This window comes from Azovibrio sp. (genome assembly GCF_049658005.1).
Classification (GTDB): Bacteria; Pseudomonadota; Gammaproteobacteria; order Burkholderiales; family Rhodocyclaceae; genus Azovibrio.
In genome coordinates this window covers 20,427-40,655 of the sequence record NZ_JBASOH010000036.1, presented here as the reverse complement: position 1 = coordinate 40,655, position 20,229 = coordinate 20,427, and the positions used below count along the sequence as shown (strand labels likewise).

At 64.8% G+C, this 20,229-nt stretch carries 21 protein-coding genes and 1 tRNA gene; 20 read left to right on the top strand and 2 right to left on the bottom strand.

The features are described 5' to 3' along the window. The first annotated feature begins 10 nt into the window (after positions 1-10). From WBH99_RS03660 to WBH99_RS03605, 12 genes are all read left to right on the top strand, one after another. On the top strand, positions 11-682 hold the full coding sequence (locus WBH99_RS03660) for a precorrin-8X methylmutase (RefSeq protein WP_424218757.1): 672 nt from the start codon (positions 11-13) through the stop codon (positions 680-682). Beyond that, the gene (locus tag WBH99_RS03655; protein WP_424218756.1) at positions 679-1,863 is read left to right on the top strand and encodes a cobalt-precorrin-5B (C(1))-methyltransferase; all 1,185 of its coding nucleotides are present in this window, start codon (positions 679-681) and stop codon (positions 1,861-1,863) included. Before WBH99_RS03660 ends, WBH99_RS03655 begins: the two co-directional genes overlap by 4 nt. Further along, positions 1,860-3,149 (top strand): precorrin-6y C5,15-methyltransferase (decarboxylating) subunit CbiE, encoded by a 1,290-nt coding sequence (gene cbiE / locus WBH99_RS03650; protein WP_424218755.1) that lies wholly within the window; start codon positions 1,860-1,862, stop codon positions 3,147-3,149. The genes WBH99_RS03655 and cbiE overlap by 4 nt, the downstream gene beginning before the upstream one ends. After that, entirely contained in the window at positions 3,146-3,958 is an 813-nt protein-coding gene (cobI, locus tag WBH99_RS03645; protein ID WP_424218754.1) for a precorrin-2 C(20)-methyltransferase, read from the top strand. The genes cbiE and cobI overlap by 4 nt, the downstream gene beginning before the upstream one ends. Then, positions 3,955-4,716 carry a cobalamin biosynthesis central domain-containing protein gene (locus WBH99_RS03640; RefSeq protein WP_424218753.1) on the top strand — a complete coding sequence of 254 codons (762 nt, stop codon included), beginning with the start codon at positions 3,955-3,957 and terminating at the stop codon, positions 4,714-4,716. Before cobI ends, WBH99_RS03640 begins: the two co-directional genes overlap by 4 nt. Continuing rightward, a complete protein-coding gene (locus WBH99_RS03635; protein WP_424218752.1) occupies positions 4,713-5,123 on the top strand; it encodes a cobalamin biosynthesis protein in 411 nt (136 codons plus the stop codon). Before WBH99_RS03640 ends, WBH99_RS03635 begins: the two co-directional genes overlap by 4 nt. Then, complete coding sequence (gene cobJ / locus WBH99_RS03630; protein WP_424218751.1) at positions 5,120-6,100, top strand: precorrin-3B C(17)-methyltransferase; 981 nt, start codon at positions 5,120-5,122, stop codon at positions 6,098-6,100. Before WBH99_RS03635 ends, cobJ begins: the two co-directional genes overlap by 4 nt. Then, positions 6,101-6,847 carry a uroporphyrinogen-III C-methyltransferase gene (gene cobA / locus WBH99_RS03625; protein WP_424218750.1) on the top strand — a complete coding sequence of 249 codons (747 nt, stop codon included), beginning with the start codon at positions 6,101-6,103 and terminating at the stop codon, positions 6,845-6,847. A gap of 238 nt (positions 6,848-7,085) precedes the next feature. Then, positions 7,086-7,397 (top strand): hypothetical protein, encoded by a 312-nt coding sequence (locus WBH99_RS03620; protein WP_424218749.1) that lies wholly within the window; start codon positions 7,086-7,088, stop codon positions 7,395-7,397. Between the two features lie 100 nt (positions 7,398-7,497). Next, complete coding sequence (locus tag WBH99_RS03615; RefSeq protein ID WP_424218748.1) at positions 7,498-9,498, top strand: UvrD-helicase domain-containing protein; 2,001 nt, start codon at positions 7,498-7,500, stop codon at positions 9,496-9,498. A 74-nt stretch (positions 9,499-9,572) separates the two neighbouring features. Further along, the gene (locus WBH99_RS03610) at positions 9,573-10,283 is read left to right on the top strand and encodes a response regulator transcription factor (protein ID WP_424218747.1); all 711 of its coding nucleotides are present in this window, start codon (positions 9,573-9,575) and stop codon (positions 10,281-10,283) included. 15 nt (positions 10,284-10,298) lie between these two features. Then, entirely contained in the window at positions 10,299-10,460 is a 162-nt protein-coding gene (locus WBH99_RS03605) for a hypothetical protein (RefSeq protein ID WP_424218746.1), read from the top strand. On the opposite strand, the gene WBH99_RS03600 is transcribed toward WBH99_RS03605, so the two are convergent. Together WBH99_RS03600 and mutM are read right to left on the bottom strand one after the other, a co-directional pair. Beyond that, the gene (locus WBH99_RS03600; RefSeq protein WP_424218745.1) at positions 10,439-12,391 is read right to left on the bottom strand and encodes a dynamin family protein; all 1,953 of its coding nucleotides are present in this window, start codon (positions 12,389-12,391) and stop codon (positions 10,439-10,441) included. The two genes, WBH99_RS03605 and WBH99_RS03600, sit on opposite strands and share 22 nt — an antisense overlap. A gap of 78 nt (positions 12,392-12,469) precedes the next feature. Continuing rightward, positions 12,470-13,291, bottom strand: coding sequence for a bifunctional DNA-formamidopyrimidine glycosylase/DNA-(apurinic or apyrimidinic site) lyase (mutM, locus tag WBH99_RS03595; protein WP_424218744.1), 822 nt, complete (start codon positions 13,289-13,291; stop codon positions 12,470-12,472). 93 nt (positions 13,292-13,384) lie between these two features. Here mutM and WBH99_RS03590 point away from each other — a divergent pair, with 93 nt between their 5' ends. From WBH99_RS03590 to ychF, 8 genes are all read left to right on the top strand, one after another. Further along, complete coding sequence (locus WBH99_RS03590) at positions 13,385-15,109, top strand: tetratricopeptide repeat protein (protein ID WP_424218743.1); 1,725 nt, start codon at positions 13,385-13,387, stop codon at positions 15,107-15,109. Further along, on the top strand, positions 15,106-15,708 hold the full coding sequence (locus tag WBH99_RS03585; protein WP_424218742.1) for a lipoprotein insertase outer membrane protein LolB: 603 nt from the start codon (positions 15,106-15,108) through the stop codon (positions 15,706-15,708). Before WBH99_RS03590 ends, WBH99_RS03585 begins: the two co-directional genes overlap by 4 nt. After that, complete coding sequence (ispE, locus tag WBH99_RS03580) at positions 15,705-16,559, top strand: 4-(cytidine 5'-diphospho)-2-C-methyl-D-erythritol kinase (RefSeq protein WP_424218741.1); 855 nt, start codon at positions 15,705-15,707, stop codon at positions 16,557-16,559. The genes WBH99_RS03585 and ispE overlap by 4 nt, the downstream gene beginning before the upstream one ends. A gap of 94 nt (positions 16,560-16,653) precedes the next feature. Beyond that, positions 16,654-16,730 (top strand) — tRNA-Gln (locus WBH99_RS03575). A 74-nt stretch (positions 16,731-16,804) separates the two neighbouring features. Next, complete coding sequence (locus WBH99_RS03570) at positions 16,805-17,755, top strand: ribose-phosphate pyrophosphokinase (protein ID WP_424218740.1); 951 nt, start codon at positions 16,805-16,807, stop codon at positions 17,753-17,755. A 52-nt stretch (positions 17,756-17,807) separates the two neighbouring features. Continuing rightward, positions 17,808-18,407 (top strand): 50S ribosomal protein L25/general stress protein Ctc, encoded by a 600-nt coding sequence (locus WBH99_RS03565; RefSeq protein ID WP_424218739.1) that lies wholly within the window; start codon positions 17,808-17,810, stop codon positions 18,405-18,407. A 96-nt stretch (positions 18,408-18,503) separates the two neighbouring features. Next, positions 18,504-19,097 (top strand): aminoacyl-tRNA hydrolase, encoded by a 594-nt coding sequence (pth, locus tag WBH99_RS03560; RefSeq protein WP_424218738.1) that lies wholly within the window; start codon positions 18,504-18,506, stop codon positions 19,095-19,097. Next, positions 19,094-20,185, top strand: a complete 1,092-nt coding sequence (gene ychF, locus WBH99_RS03555; protein ID WP_424218737.1) for a redox-regulated ATPase YchF — start codon at positions 19,094-19,096, stop codon at positions 20,183-20,185. The genes pth and ychF overlap by 4 nt, the downstream gene beginning before the upstream one ends. Positions 20,186-20,229 lie beyond the last annotated feature (44 nt).

Below are 20,229 nucleotides of genomic sequence, written 5' to 3'. Positions count from 1 at the left end.
AGTCTCCCGCATGTCCAATACCATCACCGAGCAACTGACTGCCGCCGGCCGTGCCATCGAGCATGACTCCTTTGCCATCATTGATGCCGAAACCGGCCCCCACGCCTATACGGCCGAGCAATGGCCCCTGGTGCGGCGCATGATCCACGCCAATGCCGATTTCGAATTCAACGGTTTGACCGCCTTCCATCCCGACGTCATGCAGGCCGGCATGCTGGCGGTGCTGAAGGGCGGCACCCCGATCGTAGCCGATGTGGAAATGATCTGTGTCGGCCTTTCCAGGCCTCGCCTCCAGCATTTCGGCCTCAGCATCCACCACTACATTTCCGACCCTGATGTGATTGCCGCCGCCCAGGCCCAGGACACCACCCGGGCCGTCCAGGCCATGCGCAAGGCACAGCGGCAAGGCACCCTGAATGAGGCCATTGTCGGCATCGGCAACGCCCCCACGGCACTGATCGAACTGGTCCGCCTGATCCGCGAGGAAGGGGTGCGTCCTGCCCTGGTGGTGGGCATGCCTGTGGGTTTTGTTTCCGCCGCCGAATCCAAGGACCTGCTCATGACCGTGAATGAAGTGCCTTGGGTGGTCATCAAGGGCAGGAAGGGCGGTTCGACCCTGGTGGTGGCCGCGATTCACGCCATGCTGTCCCTGGCAGAAGCTGAACAGAAGAAGGTGGCATGACGGCCAGGGCCACATCTGCCGCCTTCCCGGCCGCTACCACCCCGCCCGGGAAGATGCGCAAGGGGGATGGCAAACGGGCGCGGGGCAATCGTACCGGCTTCACCACCGGCGCCTGTGCGGCGGCGGCGGCCCGTGCCGCCGCCCTCGGGCTGTTGCTCGGAAAGGTGCCGGAGAAGGTCCTGTGCCGTCTGCCCAACGGCCAGGAAGTGAGCTTTTCCGTGCAGCAGGGAATGGTGCTGGAGGCCGAGCAACTGGCCCTGGCCATGATCGTCAAGGATGCCGGCGATGACCCGGATGCTACCCATGGCGCCTACATGACGGCTCAAGTACGCCTGCTGCAGCACCGGGCCGGAGAAATCATCCTGCTGGGCGGAACCGGTGTGGGGACCGTCACCAAGGAGGGGCTCGGGCTCGAGGTAGGGGGGCCGGCCATCAATCCGGTGCCGCGTCGCAATATCGGCGACAACCTGCGCGCCGTGGCCGGCGAATTGCTGGAGCATGACGGGCTGGAGGTCACGATTTCCGTGCCCGGCGGCGAGGAGATGGCCAAGAAAACCCTGAACGCCCGCCTGGGCATCCTGGGCGGCATTTCCATCCTGGGCACCACCGGCATCGTGCGCCCCTATTCCACTGCGGCCTTCCGCGCCAGCGTGGTCCAGGCGGTGGATGTGGCGGCGAAGCAGGGCCAGACCAGCGTGGTGTTCACCACCGGTGGCCGCACGGAGAAATTCGCCATGGGCCAGTTGCCCGATCTGGAGGAATCCTGTTTCGTGCAGATGGGGGATTTCGTCAAGGCGGCGTTCATCAGCGCCATCAGGCGCCAGTTGCCTCACGTTTATGTGGGGGCGATGGTGGGCAAGCTCACCAAGATGTGTCAGGGCCTGGCCGTGACCCATGCCTGGAAGGCGGAGGTGGACCGGGACATCCTGGCCGATGCGGCCCGGGAAGCAGGGGCGCCGGATGACCTGATCGAGGAAATTCGCGTCGCCGAAACGGCCCGCTTTGCCGCCGAGCGTCTGGCGGCCCTGGATTTGTCCGTCGAATTCCACCGCCGTTTGGCGAAGAAGGCGATCCGGGCGCTGAAGGGGCAGTATCCGGGCAACTACCATCTGGCAGTGCTGGTCTGCGACTTCGAGGGGCGGTTCGTCTGCCGGGTCGATCAGGCGGAGGCCTGGGCATGAAGCGCGTCCACATCCTTGGTATTCTCGATGATGGCTGGGCCGGTCTGGGAGACCGGGCTCGCCAGTTGCTGGCCAGCGCCGATCTGGTGATCGGGGTCGGCCGTACCTTGGAACTGGTGCGGCCGCATCTCGCACCCGCCTGTGCCGTGCGCGACATGGGCGGCGCGCTGATGCAAGCCCTGGAGTGGGTGACAAGCGCCCGGTCCGCCGGCCAGTGCGTGGTCGTGCTGGCCACCGGCGATCCCCTTTGCCATGGCGTGGGCAGCTATCTGATTGGCAAGCTGGGGCGGGGAACGCTGGAAGTGCTGCCTGCTCCCTCAACACTGCAACTGGCTTTTGCCCGCTGGCAGAAGCCCTGGCAGGACGTGCGTATTGCCTCCTGCCACAGCAAAGATGCCGGCGAATGGCAGCCCGGGGCCACGCCCGGGCATGGCCTGTATTCCCTGATGCGGGCCATTGCTCTGCATCCCCGGGTGTTTGCTTTCACCAGCCCCGAGAACGATCCAGCCCGCCTGGCCCGGGCCTTGCTGGCGGCAGGCTACGGCAGCGCTGGAGCGCCGGTGCGCCTTTGCGTCGCCAGCCGCCTGCTGCTGGCAGACGAGGCCATCCACCAGGAACTGAGCCTGGAGCAGGCCGCCGCCATGGATTTTCCGGAACCTGCCGTGGTGCTGGTGGAACACGAGCTGCAACCTGGCCCGGCCTTCGGTCTGGAGGACGAGGCTTACCAGCAGCGCACCCCGGAAAATGGGCTGATCACCAAGCAGGAGGCCCGGGCTCTGTCCCTGGCCAGGCTGGCCCTGAAACCCGACGCCCGGGTCTGGGATATCGGCGCAGGCTCCGGTTCTGTCGGTCTCGAATGTGCCCGGCTGGCCCCCCTGGGCCATGTCTGGGCGATTGAGAAGAATGCGGCGGATGCCGCCAATGCCCGGGCCAACAGCCTGCGATTCCACATCGGCAACTACACCCTGGTGGAAGGCAAGGCCCCGTCCGGCCTGGCAACCTGGCCCGACCCGGATGCGGTTTTCATCGGCGGCTCGGGCGGCGAACTGGCGGAACTGATCGACCTCAGCCTGGCCCGGCTGCGGCCCGGCGGGCGCCTGGTGATGAACTTCGTAACCCTGGAAAACCTGGCCACGGCCACCCAGACTCTCAAGGACAAGGGGGGCGTTTGGGACGTGGTGCAGATTCAGGCCAGTCGCAGCCAGCCCATCCTGCACATGCATCGCATGGTGGCCCAGAACCCGGTGTGGATCGTGACCGCCTGGAACGACAAGGTAAATCCATGAATCATCCCCAATCCCGAATCTACGGCAAGCTGATCGGTGCCTCCCTGGGCCCCGGCGACCCGGAACTCATCACCCGCCGCGCCTGGATCGCCCTGCAATCCGGCGCCCGCTGGCTGTACCCGGTGAAGAAGGCCGAGGAGTCCTCTTGTGCCCTCTCCATCGTCGAGCGGGGCGGCATTGCCGTACCCGCCGACGCGGTGGAACTGGTGTTCCCCATGACCCGGGATGCGGAAATCCTGGCCAGGGCCTGGGCCCGGGCGGCGGAACAGACCGTGGCCCTGCTGGCCGAGGGGCGCGACCTGGTGTTCCTGGTGGAAGGCGATGCTTCCACCTTCGCCACCTTTGGCCACCTGGCCCGGGTGGTGCGGGAACGGGCCCCGGAGGTGCGGGTGGAAACCATCCCCGGTGTCTCCTCTTTTGCCGCCGCGGCCGCCAGTGCGGAAGTCATTCTGGCGGAAGAGGATGAAACCTTCGCCATCATCCCTGCCGCTTACGGGGTGGAAGTCATCAACCACCTGCTGGATGAGTTCGACACCCTGGCCCTGCTCAAGGTCAAACCCCTGATGCGGGAGGTCATCGAACTGCTGGAAAAACGCGACTTGCTGGGCAGCTCCGTGTTTGTGGAAAGGGTCGGTTCGCCGGAAGAGCGCATTGTCCGCGACGTGGCCTCCCTCAAGGACGAGAAGGTGAATTACCTCTCCTTGCTGCTGGTGCAGAATCCCAAGCGGGTGCGGGGAGAATTGCGCCGCGGCTGCCGGGCCCGCAAGGCCCTGGCGGATGCCGCCCAAAGCTCCGAGGCGCTAGCATGAAGATCGCCGTCGTCTCCATCACCAGGCACGGTATCGCCATGGCCTGCCGGGTCGTGGCCGCCCTGCCCGGAGCCCAGTTGTTCGCCCCGGAGAAATTCCGCCTCGAAGCCGAAGCCGCCGCGGGCAACACCCCCGGCAGTCAGGCGCACTGCTATACCGGCAAGGTGGGCGAACAGGTGCCCGCCCTCTTTGCCGCTTTTGATGGCATCGTCTGCATCATTTCCCTTGGGGCGGTGGTGCGCCTGATCGCGCCGCACCTGAAGAACAAGGAGAGCGACCCGGCTGTCGTGGTGGTCGACGAAGCCGGGAAGTTCGCCATACCCGTGCTGTCCGGCCATCTGGGCGGGGCGAATCAGCTGGCCGGCCATCTGGCTACCGCCCTGGGGGCTCAGCCCGTGCTGACCACGGCTTCCGATGCCCGGGAAACCATCGCAGTCGACCTGCTGGGACGAGAGCTGGGCTGGACCTTTGAGGCGACCCACGACGAAGTGGTGAAGGCCAGCGCCGCCGTGGTGAACGACGAACTCGTGGCCCTGGTGCAGGAAGCCGGTAGCGCCGACTGGTGGCCGCGCCACGCCAATGGCCGCAGCGGTCCCCTGCCGGCCAATGTCATCCTGTTCTCCCGCCTGGAAGATGTGGATCTGGACGTCGTCGCCGCCGTGCTGTGGATCAGCCACCGCCCTCTGCCGCCGGAACTGGCACCCCGCCTGGCCGGCCGGCTGGTCACCTACCGGCCGCCCGTGGAGCAAGGCGCTTGAGCCTGGCCGGCCCGAAAGTGGCCCTGGGCCTGGGCTGCGACCGTGGCACCCCGGAGGCGACCATTGCACAAGCGGTGCAGGAGGCCCTGGCCGCCGCCGGTCTCGCTCCGGAACAGGTGGCGGCCGGCGCCAGCATCACCTTGAAGGCGGACGAAGTGGGCCTGCTCGGTTTTGCCGAACGCTTTGGCCTCACCCTCACCTTCTACCCGCCGGAAGTGCTGGCCGTCGTGCCGGTGCCCAACCCTTCCGAAATCGTGCGCAAGTACACCGGTACCCCCTCGGTCTCGGAAGCCGCCGCCCTGCTGGCGGCTGGGGCCGATGCGTCCTGTCTGCTCATCGAAAAATACAAGCTGCGCGGCCAAGGTGGCCGCAATGCCACCGTCTCCATTGCAAGGATTCCAGAATGAATGCAACGCTTTCCAAAACCGGCAAGATCATGCTCGTGGGCCTGGGCCCCGGCGCCGTGGAACACATGACTGGCCGAGCCCGGGCGGCCATTGCCGAGGCCGATTCGGTAATCGGTTACGCGACCTACATCCGCCTGGTGGCGAGCCTGATCGATGGCAAGGAGGTGGTGAAGAAAGGCATGACGGAAGAGCTGGACCGTGCCATCGAGGCCCTGGAGCGGGCCCGGGCGGGCAAGAAGGTGGCCCTGGTGTCCTCCGGGGATGCGGGGGTTTACGGCATGGCCGGCCCTACCTTCGAGGTCCTGTTCCAGGCGGGCTGGACGCCGGATTGCGGCGTCGAGGTCGAGATTGTGCCGGGTGCCTCGGCAATCAATACCTGTGCCGCCCTGGTGGGGGCGCCGCTGACCCATGATTTCTGCGCCATTTCCCTCTCCGACCTGCTCACCCCCTGGCCCACCATCGCCCGGCGGCTTGATGCGGTGGCCTACGCGGATTTCGTGGTAGCCCTGTACAACCCCAAGAGCGGCCGCCGTACCCGCCAGATTCTTGAGGCTCAGCGCCTGTTCCTGCGCCACCGCAGCCCCGATACCCCGGTGGCCATCGTCAAGTCCGCCTACCGGCCCAGGCAGCGCATCGAGTTCACCACCCTGGCGAAAATGGCGGAGGCGGATATCGGCATGCTGTCCACCGTGCTGATCGGCAATTCCAATACCTTCATCCAGCACGGCCTGATGGTTACCCCCCGGGGCTATGCCAGCAAATATGCGGTGGAGGAGGGCGAGCGCAACACGCGTGACGGGGAACAGGCGGGCCATTCCCTGTCCACTGGCCTCGATGGCTGGCTGGAAATGATCTGGACGAGCGGGAAAAGTGCCGGAGACCTGGCACAGGAGCATCGTTTGCCGGTCGAGTACATTGAATCGGTCCTGAGCATGCCTTTCGAACCGGAGGCCGAAACGGCCGAAGATGAAGCCTGAATGATGAAAACCAGCCAAGCACAGACAAGCGGGGCCGTGGCCCTGGTGGGGGCCGGACCTGGCGATCCGGAACTGCTCACGCTCAAGGCCCTGCGCCTGATCCAGGCCGCCCAGGTCGTGGTGTATGACCACCTGGTGGGTGAGGCGATCCTGGCGAGCATTCCCGCCGGTGTCGAGCGCATCTACGTGGGCAAGAAGGCTTCCCGCCACACCCTGGCGCAGCAGGAGATCAGCGCCCTGCTGCTGCGGCTGGCCCGCGCCGGCAAGCGGGTGGTGCGGCTCAAGGGGGGCGACCCCTTCGTCTTCGGCCGGGGTGGCGAGGAGATGGAAGCGCTGCTGGCGGCGGGGGTCGCCGTCGAGATCGTGCCCGGCATCACCGCCGCCCTGGGGGCCGGGGCCGCCTTCGGTTTTCCCCTGACGCACCGGGACCACGCCCAGAGCTGCGTCTTCGTCACCGGCCACCTCAAGGACCACAGCGTCGATCTGGACTGGCCGGCCCTCGCCCGGCCCGGCCAGACCCTGGTGTTCTACATGGGCATGGCCGGGCTGGAAAGTATCGCAAGGCAACTCGAGGCCCATGGTCTCGACCCGGCCACGCCCGCCGCCCTGATCTACAAGGCCACCCTGCCGCAGCAGCGCTTTTGGTCCTGCACGCTCGCCAGCCTGCCGGATACCGCCACCCGGCACGGGGTGAAGCCGCCGGCCTTGATCGTGATCGGCAGCGTGGTGGGCCTGGCGGCCGGCTGAGTCTTTTCCGGTCGAGCACGACGATCACCATGCCGATTGGCGAACAGGAAAAAGCCCTGCGCCAGAATCCCTTGGGCGCGGGCAGCGATCTGCTGAAAAAGTACCTGGCGCCCTTTGATCCCTCGTATTTTTCAACCCTTGTATTTTCCTGAGGTTTCCGGTGCTTTCCGGTGCTTTCCGGGAGTGCTTTCCTCAAGGTGGCGGGGCCTCGGGCCGTCAATGAGTCAGGAGGTCTGCCATGAAACTGTCCCAGCTTTCCCACGCATTGCCCGCTGCCGGCGACGCCCGTTCGCCCCGGCGGGTCCGGCTCGGGCCGCGCCAGGTGACGGCGGCGGCGGCGCTGGAAGTCGCCCCGCATTACGCCTTGCAGGAATTGCTCAATTCCGTTCAGGCCCTCGCCCAGGGGCCTTTTCAGGGCGAGGCGCAGATGCATCAGGCCGCGCTGGCGCTCGCCGCCGATCTGGGCCGGCTCGGGAGCGGAGCCTCCCGCCTGTTGCAGTCCCTGCCCGAAGCAGATAAAGGCCTGGCCAGGGTGGATTTGGAAGCCTGAGGGGCGAACAGGGTAGAATCCGCCCTGTTCTCGTTTCTGCCCTTGTTTTTACCCCGCGGTTTCAACCGCGCCCGTTCTTCATTCCCGGTTTGCCTCTTCCATGTCAGGTCTCAATCCCCAGCAGCTAGAAGCCATTCATTACCTCGATGGGCCGCTTCTGGTGCTGGCCGGCGCCGGCTCGGGCAAGACCCGGGTGATCACCGAGAAGATCGCCTATCTGGTGCAAGGCTGCGGCTTCGAGCCGCGCAACATCGCCGCCATCACCTTTACCAACAAGGCCGCCAGGGAAATGCAGGAGCGCCTGGGGAAGCGGATCTCCGCCCAGGCCGCCAGGCAGTTGCAGGTTTCCACCTTCCATTCCCTGGGGGTGCGCATCCTGCGGGAAGAAGCCAAGGTGCTGGGCTACAAGCCCCGCTTTTCCATCTTCGATGCGGCCGACTGCGCCGGCATCATCGCCGACCTGGCCGGTAGCGTCGACAAGGGCAACTTGCGCACGCTGCAGTCCATCATTTCCAACTGGAAGAACGCCCTGGTGCCGCCGGAGGCCGCCCAGGGCCTGGCGGCAAGCGAGACGGAAAAGCTCGCCGCCCAGGTCTATCGCTCCTATGAAGCCACCCTGAAGGCTTACCAGGCCATGGATTTCGACGACCTGATCCGGCTGCCGGTGCTGCTGTTCGAGCAGCAGCCGGAACTGCGGGAGAAGTGGCAAAACCGCCTGCGCTACCTGCTCGTCGATGAATACCAGGATACCAACGCCTGTCAGTACGCCCTCCTCAAGCGCCTTACCGGGCCGCGCCAGCAATTCACCGCCGTGGGCGACGACGACCAGAGCATCTACGCCTGGCGCGGCGCCGATATCGAGAACCTGCGCAAATTGCCGCAGGACTTTCCGCGCTTGAAGGTGATCAAGCTCGAACAGAACTACCGCTCCACGCTGCGCATCCTCAAGGCCGCCAACAACCTCATCGCCCACAACGAGAAGCTGTTTGACAAAAAGCTCTGGTCCAAACTGGGACTAGGGGAACAGATCAGCGTCACCGTCTGCCCCGACAACGAGCGGGAGGCGGAGAGCGTCGCCATCCGGCTCCAGGCCCACCGTTTCGAGAACCGGGGCAAGTGGTCCGACTACGCGATTCTCTACCGCTCCAACCACCTTGCCCGCTTGTTCGAGCAGCAGTTGAGGAACCAGCGCATTCCCTACCTGCTCTCCGGCGGCCAGTCTTTTTTCGACAAGGCCGAGATCAAGGACCTGATTGCCTACCTGCGCCTCTTTGCCAATCTGGAGGACGATCCGGCCTTCATCCGCGCCGCCACCACGCCCAAGCGCGGCATCGGCGCCAGCACCCTGCAGACCCTCGGCGCCTATGCCGGGGAGCGGCACCTCTCCTTGTTCGCGGCGGCCTTCGAGGAGGGCTTTGCCCAGCGAGTCCAGGCCCGGCAGCTCGAACCCCTGCTCGAATTCTGCCACTTCATCGCCCGGATGCAGGCCCGCGCCGAGCGGGAGCCGGCGCAGCAGGTGCTGCCCGATCTGCTTGCCGCGATCGCCTACGAAGCCTTCTTGTTCGACCACGAGGAGCCGCGCGCGGCCCAAAGCAAGTGGGCCAATGTCTGTGAATTCACCGCCTGGCTGACGAAGAAAGGGGAGGAGGACGACAAAACCCTGGTCGATCTGACCCAGACCATCGCCCTCATCAACATGCTCGAGAAGCGGGAAGAGGAATTCGACGCGGTCCAGCTCTCCACCCTGCACGCCGCCAAGGGCCTCGAATACCCGCATGTGTTCCTGGTGGGGGTGGAAGAGGGCATCCTGCCGCACCGGGAATCGGTCGAAACCGGCAAGGTGGAGGAGGAGCGCCGCCTGATGTATGTGGGCATCACCCGGGCCCGCCAGAGCCTGCATGTTTCTTACTGCGAGCGCAGAAAGCAGAATCGTGAGTGGGTCACCTCTGAGCCGTCGCGCTTCATCGCCGAAATGGGCAAGGAGGATCTGCGGTTTTCCGGCGGCAAGGCAGCGGCCCCGGCCGACAAGGCCACCGGCTCGGCCCGCCTGGAGGCCATGAAGGCCATGCTGGCGGGGGGCAAAAGCCCGGTAGCGGATTGAGAGAGCGCTTGTGAGTGCACGGGGGCGGCCTGGTTTTCACAATGCGGCCTTGCTTGAGACAACCGAGATGTGCCATGGCCAGCAGTGATTTCCTGTTTTCCGACCCGGCGCCAACCCTGGCGGTGGTGATTGCCGACTCCGTATTGCGAGAAAACCTGCTCGACCAGTTGCGCTCCCGGGGGGCCGCAGTCTGGGGCGCGGACAGCGAACTGGCCTTTTATCGGGGACTGGCAGTGCGCAAGACCGATCTGGTCCTGGTGGACGAGAGTTTGCCGAATGGGGCCGGAACCGCCATCCTGAGCCATCTCCAGCCGCTGGGGACCCATGGCCTGATTGCCCTGGTGCACCCGGAGAGCGAGGCGCAAGTGCGTGAACGAGGCGTTCATTGCTGTGTTGCCAAGCCGGTCCACTTCCAGCGCTTGCTCTACTGCCTTGCCATGTTGTGGGAAAGCCGCTGTCAGCAGAACCTGCGCTCCGAGGGCTGGTGGCTGGACCCGCAGGGCCCCCGGCTGGTGGCCCCCGATGGCCGGAGCATGTTGCTGACCACCACCGAGCAGCGCTTCTTGGGGGGACTCATGGCCTGCTACGGCCAGACCTTGACCAAGGAACAATTGGTCATCCTGCTTTGGGGCAAGTACAGCGACCGGGACTATCACGGGGTGGAGGTGCTGCTCTCCCGTCTGCGCCGCAAGGCACAGACGGAACTGGGCCAGGCTTTGCCGGTGCGGGCCGTGCAGGCGGTGGGGCTGCTGTTTTCCGGGCAGGTGATCCCCAGCGTGCCCTGAGGAGAGAGGCCGTGAATGGCCCGGCGCCTGCTCTTGAACGGGCTGGAAGCGCTGCCCCAGGGGTTGTACCTGCGTGGCGACGGCATCCTGGCCGTCCAGGGGTGGCTGGAGAGCAGCCCGGAGGAGGTGGGCCGTTCCCTGCTCCCCGTCCTGGATCAGGCCGCCAGGGCTTCCTGATCGGCTGCTTGGGGCTGGAGCAGGCCGCGCAGGGCGGAGGCGATGTTTTCCAGGGACTGGATCTGCGCCAGCAACTCGGCTTCCATCCCTTCGAGTTCGCCGATCCGGTCTTCCAGGGTGTCGGTGGCCTGGTGGATGCGCTTGATGCTTTCCAGGCGGCGCTTGAGGTGGATCTGGTGTTCCCGCACCTGGGTTTCCATCGGGGCCATGATGGCCTTGAGCCAGTTTTCCGCATCCCGGTTGGCCCGCTCGAAAGCCTTTCTGACCTGGAGCGCCACTTCCTCGAAGAACTTCTGGGTGATGTTCTTCTTCTCGTGTGTGAGCAGGCTCAAGGGGGTGTTGAGGTGGGTGTCGCACCAGGCCTGCAGGCGGGCCAGTTCCTTCTCGTAACGCATCAGGGAGAAGGCGGCGGGAGCCGGCAGCTTGAGGCCATATTCGACGGCGAGGCGCTTATAGACCGCCTCCATCATGCTGCGGATTTCCTCCACTTCTTCCCGCGATTTTTCCAGGTTGCCGCGGGTGACGCTGAAGAAGCCCTGCATGGCATCCGAAAGGTGCTTGGAGAAGGCGGCCTCCAGCATGGCTTCCCGGGTCTCGTGGGTGAGGCTGCGCAGGGCATCCAGGCCCAGGTGGGCAAACAGCTTGTTGGTCAGGGCGGAGAAGACGCTGCGCACGGCATAATAGTGCTGCAGGCCGGCCTCGAATTCTTCCTTCTCGGAACGCACCTTGCCCATCATGTATTCCACCACGCCCTTGTTCTTGCCGCGCAGTTCGGTCAGTTCCGCGAGCTGTTCGCGCAGCCCGGCCAGGCGGGATTCGAGCAGGTCCCGGGCGCGCAGGTAGATGTCGTTGAATTCCCCTTCGGTGTTATCCCGGACGATATCCTGCTTGGCGGGAATCAGTTCCTCGGAGAGGGCGGTTTCCAGGATCGGCAGGCGGCTTCTGGCCAGCAGTTCCTCGTCCCCGTTGATCTTGGCGACCAGGCCTTTCTGGGCCGAGACCGGGAATATCTGGCTTTCTTTCAGATTCAGGATGCTGGCGCAGGAGCGCACCTGTTTGGCGATTTCCGCTTCGATTTCCGCCTCGGTCTTCAGTTCGTCCCAGAGCCCGTCGATCTTGTTGAGCACCACCATGCGGCCGCGCTTGCTGTTGCCGGTGTCGATATGCTCCTGCCAGATCGACAGGTCGGACTGGGTCACCCCGGTATCGGCGGCCAGGATGAACAGGACCGCATGGGCATTGGGCAGTAGCGAAAGGGTCAGTTCCGGCTCGGTACCAATGGCGTTCAGACCCGGGGTGTCGAGAATCACCAGGCCCTGCTTGAGCAGCGGATGGGGAAAGTTGATGACGGCGTGGCGCCAGCGGGGGATTTCCACCTGACCGTCCTCCCCGGCATGGAACAGTCCGGCTTCGCTCTCGCCGCCGACATCGAAGCCCAGGTTGCGGGCCTCTTCGGGGCTGACCCGGGTGACCTCGCTGACCTGGCGCAGGGCGGACTGCATGGCCTCGGCCGAGCCGATGTCGAGCGGCACGATCTGCCATTCCTCGGGGAAACGCTTGAACTCGCTGATGCTGGTGTTGCTGTGGCGGGTCTGGATGGGCAGCAGCTCGATGCCCGGTGCCTTCCCGGGGCTGTAGAGCAGTTCCGTCGGGCACATGGTGGTGCGGCCGGCGGAAGAGGGCAGGATGCGGTTGCCGTATTCGGCAAAAAAGATGCCATTGATCAGTTCCGACTTGCCCCGGGAAAATTCCGCCACGAAGGCCACATTCAAGCGGTCTTCCTTGAGGCGTTCCAGTAACTGGGACAGCCGCAATTCCGATTGGGCATCGCTGAGTTCCTGATCCATCAACCATTGGCGGAAATTGGCCACCGCTTCGGCAAGCTGGCTGCGCCATTGGCTGTAGGCGGCAAATTGTTGGGCGAGGGACATCGGGATTTCCCTGAAAAAAGGCAATGAAACGATAATTTAGCACGTTGGCAAACCCCCGCAAGGGTGGCCCGGGATTCTTCAACGCTGACAGGCGGGGCAATAAAAAGTGGAGCGGCCGGCCTGGCGCACCTGGCGAATGCTGCCGCCACAGCGTGGGCAGGGCTGGCCGGCCCGGGCGTACACCGCGCAGCGCAACTGGAAGCTGCCGGCGCCCCCGTCGCTCTGCACATAATCGCGGACGCTGCTGCCGCCCGAGGCTATGGCGTCCAGCAAGGTTTCGCGCACTGCTGCCACGAGCTGGCCCAGGCGCGCCGGGCTGATGCGGCCCGCCGGGCGCAGGGGCGAGATGCCGGCCCGGAACAGGCTTTCGGCGGCATAGATATTGCCCACTCCGACCAGGGTGCGGGCATCCATCAGGAGTTGCTTGATGGGCTGCTGCCTGCCTCGGGCCCGGGCGGCGAGCCAGTCCGGGGTGAAGGCGTCGGAGAGGGGTTCGAGGCCGAGCACTGCCAGCAGCGGATGGATTTCGGGATCGTCCCCCGCCTGCCAGACCGCCAGGCCGAAACGGCGCGGGTCCCGGAGGCGCATCACGGTGTGGGGGAATTCCAGGTCGAGGTGGTCGTGCAGGCCAGCCGGGGTGCCCGGCGGCACCAGGCGCAGGCTGCCGGACATGCCCAGGTGCAGGATCAGCCAGCCTCCCGCCCCGGGAAAGTGGAACAACAGGTATTTGCCGCGCCGGCTCAGGGTGGCAAGCCGCTCGCCCCGCAGCCGCTCCGCCAGTTCGATGGGAATGGGCAGGCGCAGGTTGGCGCGGCGGGCGGTGAAGGCCGACAGGGTCTGGCCTTCCAGATGAGGCGCCAGGCCCAGACGGCTGACTTCCACTTCCGGTAATTCGGGCATTGGCTTGTGACTCCAGGAAAAGCGCAATAACATGCGCCGCTAGCCCGAGTTTACCGGCTTCACCCTATCGTTCACCTGTACTGGATGTAAATCATGTCTTCCCGATTGCTGGCATCTCTCCTTTTCATGGCCCTGTTATTGCCGGTTGGCGGGGCTGCGCTGGCCGCACCTTCCGAACAGGATGAGGCAGCGGCCTGGCTGGCCCGGGCCGGCCAGACCGAGGGGCTGACGGGCCAGGTCGTCTTCCAGCTCCTGCTGGGGGAGGTCGCCCTGCAGCGGGGACAGGTGAATCTGGCGGTGAGTGCCTACCAGGATCTGGCCCTGCGTACCCGCGACCCGGCGGTGGTGAAGCGCGCCGTGGAACTGGCCGGGGCTGCCCAGCAATATGGCATGGCCCTGGAGCTGGCAAGGATCTGGGTCGAGCTGGAGCCGGAATCGCAACAGGCCCGTCAGAGTCTGGCCGGGCTATTGGTGATGGCCGGGCGCATCGATGAACTGGATGGCCCCATCAGCCAGTTGCTGGCCGCGGACCCCGCCAGCCTGGGCGCCAATTTTCTCGACCTGAACCGGTTGCTGGCGCGACATCCGGACAAGCCGGCGGTGCTGGCGTTCGTGGAGCGCATGGCCCAGCCTTATCCCACCCTGCCCGAGGCCTATTACGCCATTGCCCTGGCGGCTTTCAATGCCGGTCAGCTGGAGCGAGCCCGGTTCGAGGTGCGCCGGGCTCAGAAACTGAAGCCGGAATGGGAGGCGCCGGTGCTGCTGGAATCCCAGATCGTGCTCAAGGAGGCCGGTGAGGAGCGGGTCGATGAAGCGGTCCGGCTGCTTTCCGACTATCTGCAGCGTCATCCGGGGGCGGTCGAAGTGCGCTTGCATCTGGCCCGGGTCCTGATCGGCGCCAAGCGCTATCCGGAAGCCAGGCAGCAGTTTGATGCCTTGCTCAAGCTGGAGCCGGACAATCCCGAGGTGGTCTACCCCGTCGCCATGCTGGCCCTGCAGGAACAGGATCTGGAAACTGCCCGCCGCCAGTTTTCCCGCCTGCTGGAATTGCCCTTTCCGGATCGGGACGTGGTGCGGTATTTCCTTGGCCAGATCGAAGAGGCGGCGGGGGACAAGGCGGCCGCCCTGCAACATTACAAGCAGGTCGAGGGCGGCGCCCAGTACCTGATGGCGCGCGGTCGTGGCGCCCAGTTGCTGGTGGAGCAGGGCAAGCGGGATGAGGCCCTGGCCTTCTTGCGCCAGAGCACGGTGCGCACCCCCCAGGAGAAAGTCCATCTGGCCCAGATGCAAGCCCAGCTGCTGCGCGAAGGAGGGCAGTATGCGGCAGCCTACGCCACCCTGGCCGCCGCCCTCAAGCTGCAGCCGGAACAGCCGGATCTGCTCTATGACACGAGCCTGGCCGCTGAGAAGTTGGGCAAGTTCCAGGAAATGGAAACCCTTCTGAAGAAGCTGATCAAGCTGCAGCCCGACAATGCCCATGCCTACAACGCCCTGGGCTATTCCCTGGCGGATCGCAATCTGCGCCTCAAGGAAGCCCATGAACTGATCCAGAAAGCCACCAGCCTGGCGCCCCAGGACCCCTTCATCATGGATAGCCTGGGCTGGGTGCTGTATCGTCAAGGCAAGCTCCAGGAAGCCCGGGAGGTGCTGGAAAAGGCCTATGCCCTCAAGGCCGACGCGGAAATTGCGGCCCACCTGGGCGAGGTGCTCTGGCGCCAGGGGCGGCACCAGGAAGCCTTGGAGCTGTGGCAGAAGGCCCAGGCTCAGGCGCCCCATAATGAGACCCTGCAAGCCATCCTGAAGAAATTCAAACCGTGAATTCCCGCCGCCAACTGATCTGGAGCCTGCTGAGCGCAGGCTTTCTTTCGGCCTGTGCCGTGCCGTCTGCCCGGCTGGGAGACGGCCTGGCCCTGGCTACCGACACCGGCGGGCCCGATACCTTCGATCTGGTGGCACGCTTTAGCGTGCAGTTGCTGGCCGCGGCCGGGGAGGAAGGGGGGCGGCAGTTTTCCGGGCGTCTGGAGTGGCAGCACGGGAGGGCGGGCGACCGCCTGTTGTTCTCCGATCCTCTGGGGCAGGGGGTGGCGGAACTGCAGCGTCCTCAGCAAGGAGCGGTGGTGCTGCAACTGGCCGATGGCAGCCGGCGTGAATCCAGCGACCCAGACCAGTTGCTAGCCGAGGTGCTGGGCGTCGCCCTGCCCCTGGACGAGTTGTCGGCCTGGGTCCAGGCCCGTCCGGGACCCGGTGCCCTGGTGGAGCCGGATGCCCAAGGCCGGCCCTGGCGGGTGCGGGAATCCGGCTGGCTGCTGACCTACCACTACGGCGATGGCGCCCGCCTGCCGTCCCGCCTCGATGCCAGCCTCGATGGAGTGCTCAAGCTGCGCCTCTCGATGGAAAGCTGGGAATCCCTGCCTTGAGCGCGGTCTGGACCTGGGCGTCGGACTGGCCGGCGCCGGCCAAGCTCAACTTGTTCCTGCATGTGGTGGGGCAGCGTCCCGATGGGTATCACCTGTTGCAGACCGTATTTCGCTTTCTCGATCATGGCGACCGCCTGCGCTTTCAGCCCCGCGACGATGGAGCGGTGGTACTGGAAACTCCCTTGCCCGGAGTGCCGCCCGACTCCGACCTGACCGTGCGGGCCGCCCGCCTGCTGCAGTCCAGTACCGGTTGCCGCCAGGGTGTCCGCATTTTTCTGGACAAGCGGCTACCCCTGGGCGGCGGCCTGGGCGGCGGCAGTTCCGATGCCGCCACGGTGCTGCTGGCCCTCAACCACCTCTGGGGCCTGGGCCTGAGCCGTAGTCGCCTGCAGGAACTGGGGCTTGCCCTGGGGGCGGATGTGCCCGTTTTTGTCTTCGGTCGCAATGCCTTTGCCGAGGGGGTGGGCGAGCGCTTGCTGCCCGTGGACCTGCCCGAGGCCTGGTACCTGGTGCTGGAGCCGCCGGTGGCGGTGCCGACTCAGGACATCTTCCGGGCGCCAGACCTGTGCCGCGCCACGCCCCCGTTGTCGGCGGAAAACTGGCGGCCCGGCGACGGGCGTAACGATCTGGAGCCCGTGGCTTGCCGCCTGTTTCCGGAGGTGGGCGAGCATCTGGACTGGCTGCGCCGCCGGGCCGGGGCGGAGGGCAGCCGCATGAGCGGTTCCGGCGCCTGTGTCTTTGCCGCCTTTGCCGGGGAAGCGGAGGCCCGCCAGCTGGCGAGGCAATTGCCGGCCGGCTGGCAGGGCTGGGTGGCGCAGGGGCTGGCGGCGCACCCCCTGCTTGGGCTCTGAAGAAGAAAAACTTTCATCAATCTATAGCGCAATCGAAATTTTTTTGTATATAATGCGCGCCTCGCTTGAACGGGAATCTGCTCAAGCGAACCGCTGGGGAGTCGCCAAGTTGGTCAAGGCACCGGATTTTGATTCCGGCATTCGAAGGTTCGAATCCTTCTTCCCCAGCCACTGAATCCCTCGGGCAGGTACTCCACCTGCCCGAAGTCGTTTTTGGCGGGTGGGCGCACCCACAGGGAAAGCAAATGGCCTACAACAGTCTGATGGTCTTTACCGGCAATGCCAACGCCAAGTTGGCCGCCGATGTGGCAACTGCCCTCAATGTGGAACTGGGGCGCGCCCATGTGGGCCGCTTCTCCGATGGGGAGGTCAGCGTCGAAATCCAGGAACATGTGCGCGGCCGCGACGTGTTCGTTCTGCAATCCACCTGCGCCCCCACCAACGACAACCTGATGGAAATGCTGGTGATGGTCGATGCCCTGAAGCGCGCCTCCGCCGGCCGCATCACCGCAGCCATTCCCTATTTCGGCTATGCCCGCCAGGATCGCCGCTCCCGCTCCTCCCGGGTGCCCATTGCCGCCAAACTGGTCGCCAACATGCTCATGGCTTCCGGCGTCGACCGGGTCCTGACCATGGATCTGCACGCCGAGCAGATTCAGGGCTTCTTCGATATTCCCGTGGATAACATCTACGCCCTGCCCATCCTGCTCGATGACATCAACCGGCAAAACTACGAAAACCCCATGGTCGTCTCACCCGATCACGGCGGCGTGGTGCGCGCCCGCTCCCTGGCCAAGCGCCTGGAATGCGATCTGGCCATCATCGACAAGCGCCGCCCCAAGGCCAATGTTTCGGAAGTGATGAACATCATTGGCGAGGTCGAAGGCCGTACCTGCGTCATCATGGACGACATGGTGGATACCGCCGGCACCCTGTGCAAGGCCGCGACCGCCCTGAAGGCCCACGGCGCCAGGCAGGTGGTGGCCTACTGTACCCACCCGGTGCTGTCCGGTCCCGCCGTGGAGCGGGTCTACGATTCCGACCTGGATTCCCTGGTCGTCACCGATACCATCCCGCTGCAGGATTCCGCCGCTGCCTGCCGCCGCATCCGTCAGCTGTCCGTGGCCCCCATTCTGGCGGAAACCATTCGTCGCATCAGTAACGACGATTCCGTTTCCTCCTTGTTCATCGACTGAGTTTTTTCACCGGCTGACCTGGTCGCGGGTCGGTCTTCTTACTGGAGTCATCATGCAATTTCTTCTCAATGCTCAAAAGCGTACGCTGCAAGGATCGAGTGCGAGCCGCCGCCTGCGTCGTGCCGGCAAGGTCCCGGGCATCATTTACGGTGCCGGTCAGGAACCCGAAGTCGTCGAATTCGACCACAACCAGCTGTATCAAGGTCTGCGCAAGGAAGCTTTTCACGCTTCCGTGCTCACCATCGAACTGGAAGGCAGGAAGCAACAGGTTCTGCTGCGCGACTTCCAGGTGCACGCCTACAAGCCCCTGTGCCTGCACGCGGACTTCCAGCGCGTTGACCCCAACCAGAAGCTGCACCAGAAGGTGCCCCTGCACTTCGTGAACCAGGATGTCGCCCCTGCCGTGAAGCTGGGCGGCGCCCAGATCGCTCATGTCATCACCGAACTGGAAATCAACTGCCTGCCCGCCGATCTGCCCGAGTTCATCGAAGTGGATCTGAAGGACATGAAGGTCGGTGAATCCCTGCATGTCTCCCAGCTCAACCTGCCCAAGGGCGTGGTCGTTGTGATGCATGGCGACGACCAGGCCGTGGTGACCTGTGTGGCCAAGAAGGGCGCAGCGGTTGCCGATGAAGGCGAAACCGCCGCCTGATCCTGCCGATCGGAAACTCAGGGCCGCCCCGGTTTTACCGACGGCGGCCCTTTGTTTTAGCCGTCAGCTGATTTTAGTGCCAGCCAGGGTAAAACCATGACCATTCCCCGCCTCATCGTCGGCCTGGGCAACCCGGGCGCCGATTACGAAGCCACCCGCCACAACGTCGGGTTCTGGTTTGTCGACCAGCTGGCCCGGCAGCTCAAGGTCAGCCTGGCGCCCCAGGCCAGATTCTTCGGCAATGTCGGGCGGCAGGGGGAACTGTGGCTGCTGGAACCTGCCACCTTCATGAACCGCTCCGGCCAGGCCGTGGGCGCCCTGGCCCGGTTTTACAAGATCGCGCCGGAAGAAATTCTGGTGGTACACGACGATCTGGACCTGCCTCCAGGCGGCATCCGCCTCAAGAAAGGCGGCGGCAACGGTGGGCATAACGGGCTCAAGGACATCCAGGCTGCCCTCTCCACGCCGGAGTTCTGGCGTCTGCGGATTGGCATTGGCCACCCGCGCAGCCTCAACCTGAACCAGCCGGTGGTGGATTTTGTGCTGCACCGTCCCCGGGTGGAAGAGCAGATCGAGATTGACCGGGCCCTGGCGCGTTGTCTCAGGGCCTGGCCCTATCTGGCGGCGGGCGATTATCCTGTGGCCCAACAACAATTGCACGGCAAAGCCGTTGAAGGAAAACCAACATGAGTCTCAAATGCGGCATCGTCGGCCTGCCCAACGTCGGCAAATCCACCCTCTTCAACGCCCTGACCAAGGCCGGCATTGAAGCGGCCAACTACCCCTTTTGCACCATCGAGCCCAATGTCGGCATCGTCGAAGTCCCCGATGCCCGCATGGCAGCCCTGGCCGAGATCGTCAAACCCCAGAAAATGCAGCCCGCCATCGTCGAGTTCGTAGACATTGCCGGCCTGGTAGCCGGGGCCTCCAAAGGTGAAGGCCTGGGTAACAAGTTCCTGGCCAACATCCGCGAAACCGATGCCATCGTCAATGTAGTGCGCTGTTTTGACGACCCCAATGTGGTGCATGTCGCCAACAAGGTGGACCCCATTGCCGACATCGAAACCATCATCACCGAACTGGCCCTGGCCGATATGGCGGTGGTGGAGCGCACCCTCAACCGGGACATCAAGAAGGCCCGTTCCGGTGACAAGGACGCCCTGAAGCTGGTGGCCGTGCTGGAAAAGCTGCTGCCCCACCTGAATGAAGGCAGGCCCGCCCGTACCGCCGGTCTTTCCGAAGACGACAAGGTCTTGCTGAAGCCCCTCTGCCTGCTCACCATCAAGCCTGCGATGTATGTCGGCAATGTGCTGGAAGACGGTTTCGAGAACAATCCCCACCTGGACCGCCTGCGCGAACATGCCGCCAAGGAAGGCGCCCCGGTGGTCGCCGTATGCGCCAAGATCGAAGAAGAACTGGCCGATCTCGATGAAGAAGACAAGCAAGCCTTCCTGGCCGACCTGGGCCTGGAAGAGCCCGGCCTCAACCGCCTGATCCGTGCCGCTTACGAGCTCCTCGGCCTGCAGACCTACTTCACCGCCGGGGTCAAGGAAGTGCGCGCCTGGACCATCCACAAGGGTGACACCGCCCCCCAGGCCGCCGGCGTCATCCACACCGACTTCGAACGCGGCTTCATCCGCGCCCAGACCATCGCCTACGAAGATTTCATCCAGTACAAGGGCGAACAAGGCGCCAAGGAAGCCGGCAAGATGCGCTCGGAAGGCAAGGACTACGTCGTCCAGGACGGAGATGTGCTGAACTTCCTGTTCAACGTCTAAAGTAACTCAAGCTCTTTCTGGAGGTTTCACAAGATTGCATTGGA

Excerpts from the sequence above, each read along its gene's own strand:
- WBH99_RS03660 (WP_424218757.1), top strand. The coding sequence starts at position 11 with ATGTCCAATACCATCACCGAGCAACTGACTGCCGCCGGCCGTGCCATC.
- WBH99_RS03655 (WP_424218756.1), top strand. The coding sequence starts at position 679 with ATGACGGCCAGGGCCACATCTGCCGCCTTCCCGGCCGCTACCACCCCG.
- cbiE (WP_424218755.1), top strand. The coding sequence starts at position 1,860 with ATGAAGCGCGTCCACATCCTTGGTATTCTCGATGATGGCTGGGCCGGT.
- cobI (WP_424218754.1), top strand. The coding sequence starts at position 3,146 with ATGAATCATCCCCAATCCCGAATCTACGGCAAGCTGATCGGTGCCTCC.
- WBH99_RS03640 (WP_424218753.1), top strand. The coding sequence starts at position 3,955 with ATGAAGATCGCCGTCGTCTCCATCACCAGGCACGGTATCGCCATGGCC.
- cobJ (WP_424218751.1), top strand. The coding sequence starts at position 5,120 with ATGAATGCAACGCTTTCCAAAACCGGCAAGATCATGCTCGTGGGCCTG.
- cobA (WP_424218750.1), top strand. The coding sequence starts at position 6,101 with ATGATGAAAACCAGCCAAGCACAGACAAGCGGGGCCGTGGCCCTGGTG.
- WBH99_RS03620 (WP_424218749.1), top strand. The coding sequence starts at position 7,086 with ATGAAACTGTCCCAGCTTTCCCACGCATTGCCCGCTGCCGGCGACGCC.
- WBH99_RS03615 (WP_424218748.1), top strand. The coding sequence starts at position 7,498 with ATGTCAGGTCTCAATCCCCAGCAGCTAGAAGCCATTCATTACCTCGAT.
- WBH99_RS03610 (WP_424218747.1), top strand. The coding sequence starts at position 9,573 with ATGGCCAGCAGTGATTTCCTGTTTTCCGACCCGGCGCCAACCCTGGCG.
- WBH99_RS03605 (WP_424218746.1), top strand. The coding sequence starts at position 10,299 with ATGGCCCGGCGCCTGCTCTTGAACGGGCTGGAAGCGCTGCCCCAGGGG.
- WBH99_RS03600 (WP_424218745.1), bottom strand. The coding sequence starts at position 12,391 with ATGTCCCTCGCCCAACAATTTGCCGCCTACAGCCAATGGCGCAGCCAG.
- mutM (WP_424218744.1), bottom strand. The coding sequence starts at position 13,291 with ATGCCCGAATTACCGGAAGTGGAAGTCAGCCGTCTGGGCCTGGCGCCT.
- WBH99_RS03590 (WP_424218743.1), top strand. The coding sequence starts at position 13,385 with ATGTCTTCCCGATTGCTGGCATCTCTCCTTTTCATGGCCCTGTTATTG.
- WBH99_RS03570 (WP_424218740.1), top strand. The coding sequence starts at position 16,805 with ATGGCCTACAACAGTCTGATGGTCTTTACCGGCAATGCCAACGCCAAG.
- WBH99_RS03565 (WP_424218739.1), top strand. The coding sequence starts at position 17,808 with ATGCAATTTCTTCTCAATGCTCAAAAGCGTACGCTGCAAGGATCGAGT.
- pth (WP_424218738.1), top strand. The coding sequence starts at position 18,504 with ATGACCATTCCCCGCCTCATCGTCGGCCTGGGCAACCCGGGCGCCGAT.
- ychF (WP_424218737.1), top strand. The coding sequence starts at position 19,094 with ATGAGTCTCAAATGCGGCATCGTCGGCCTGCCCAACGTCGGCAAATCC.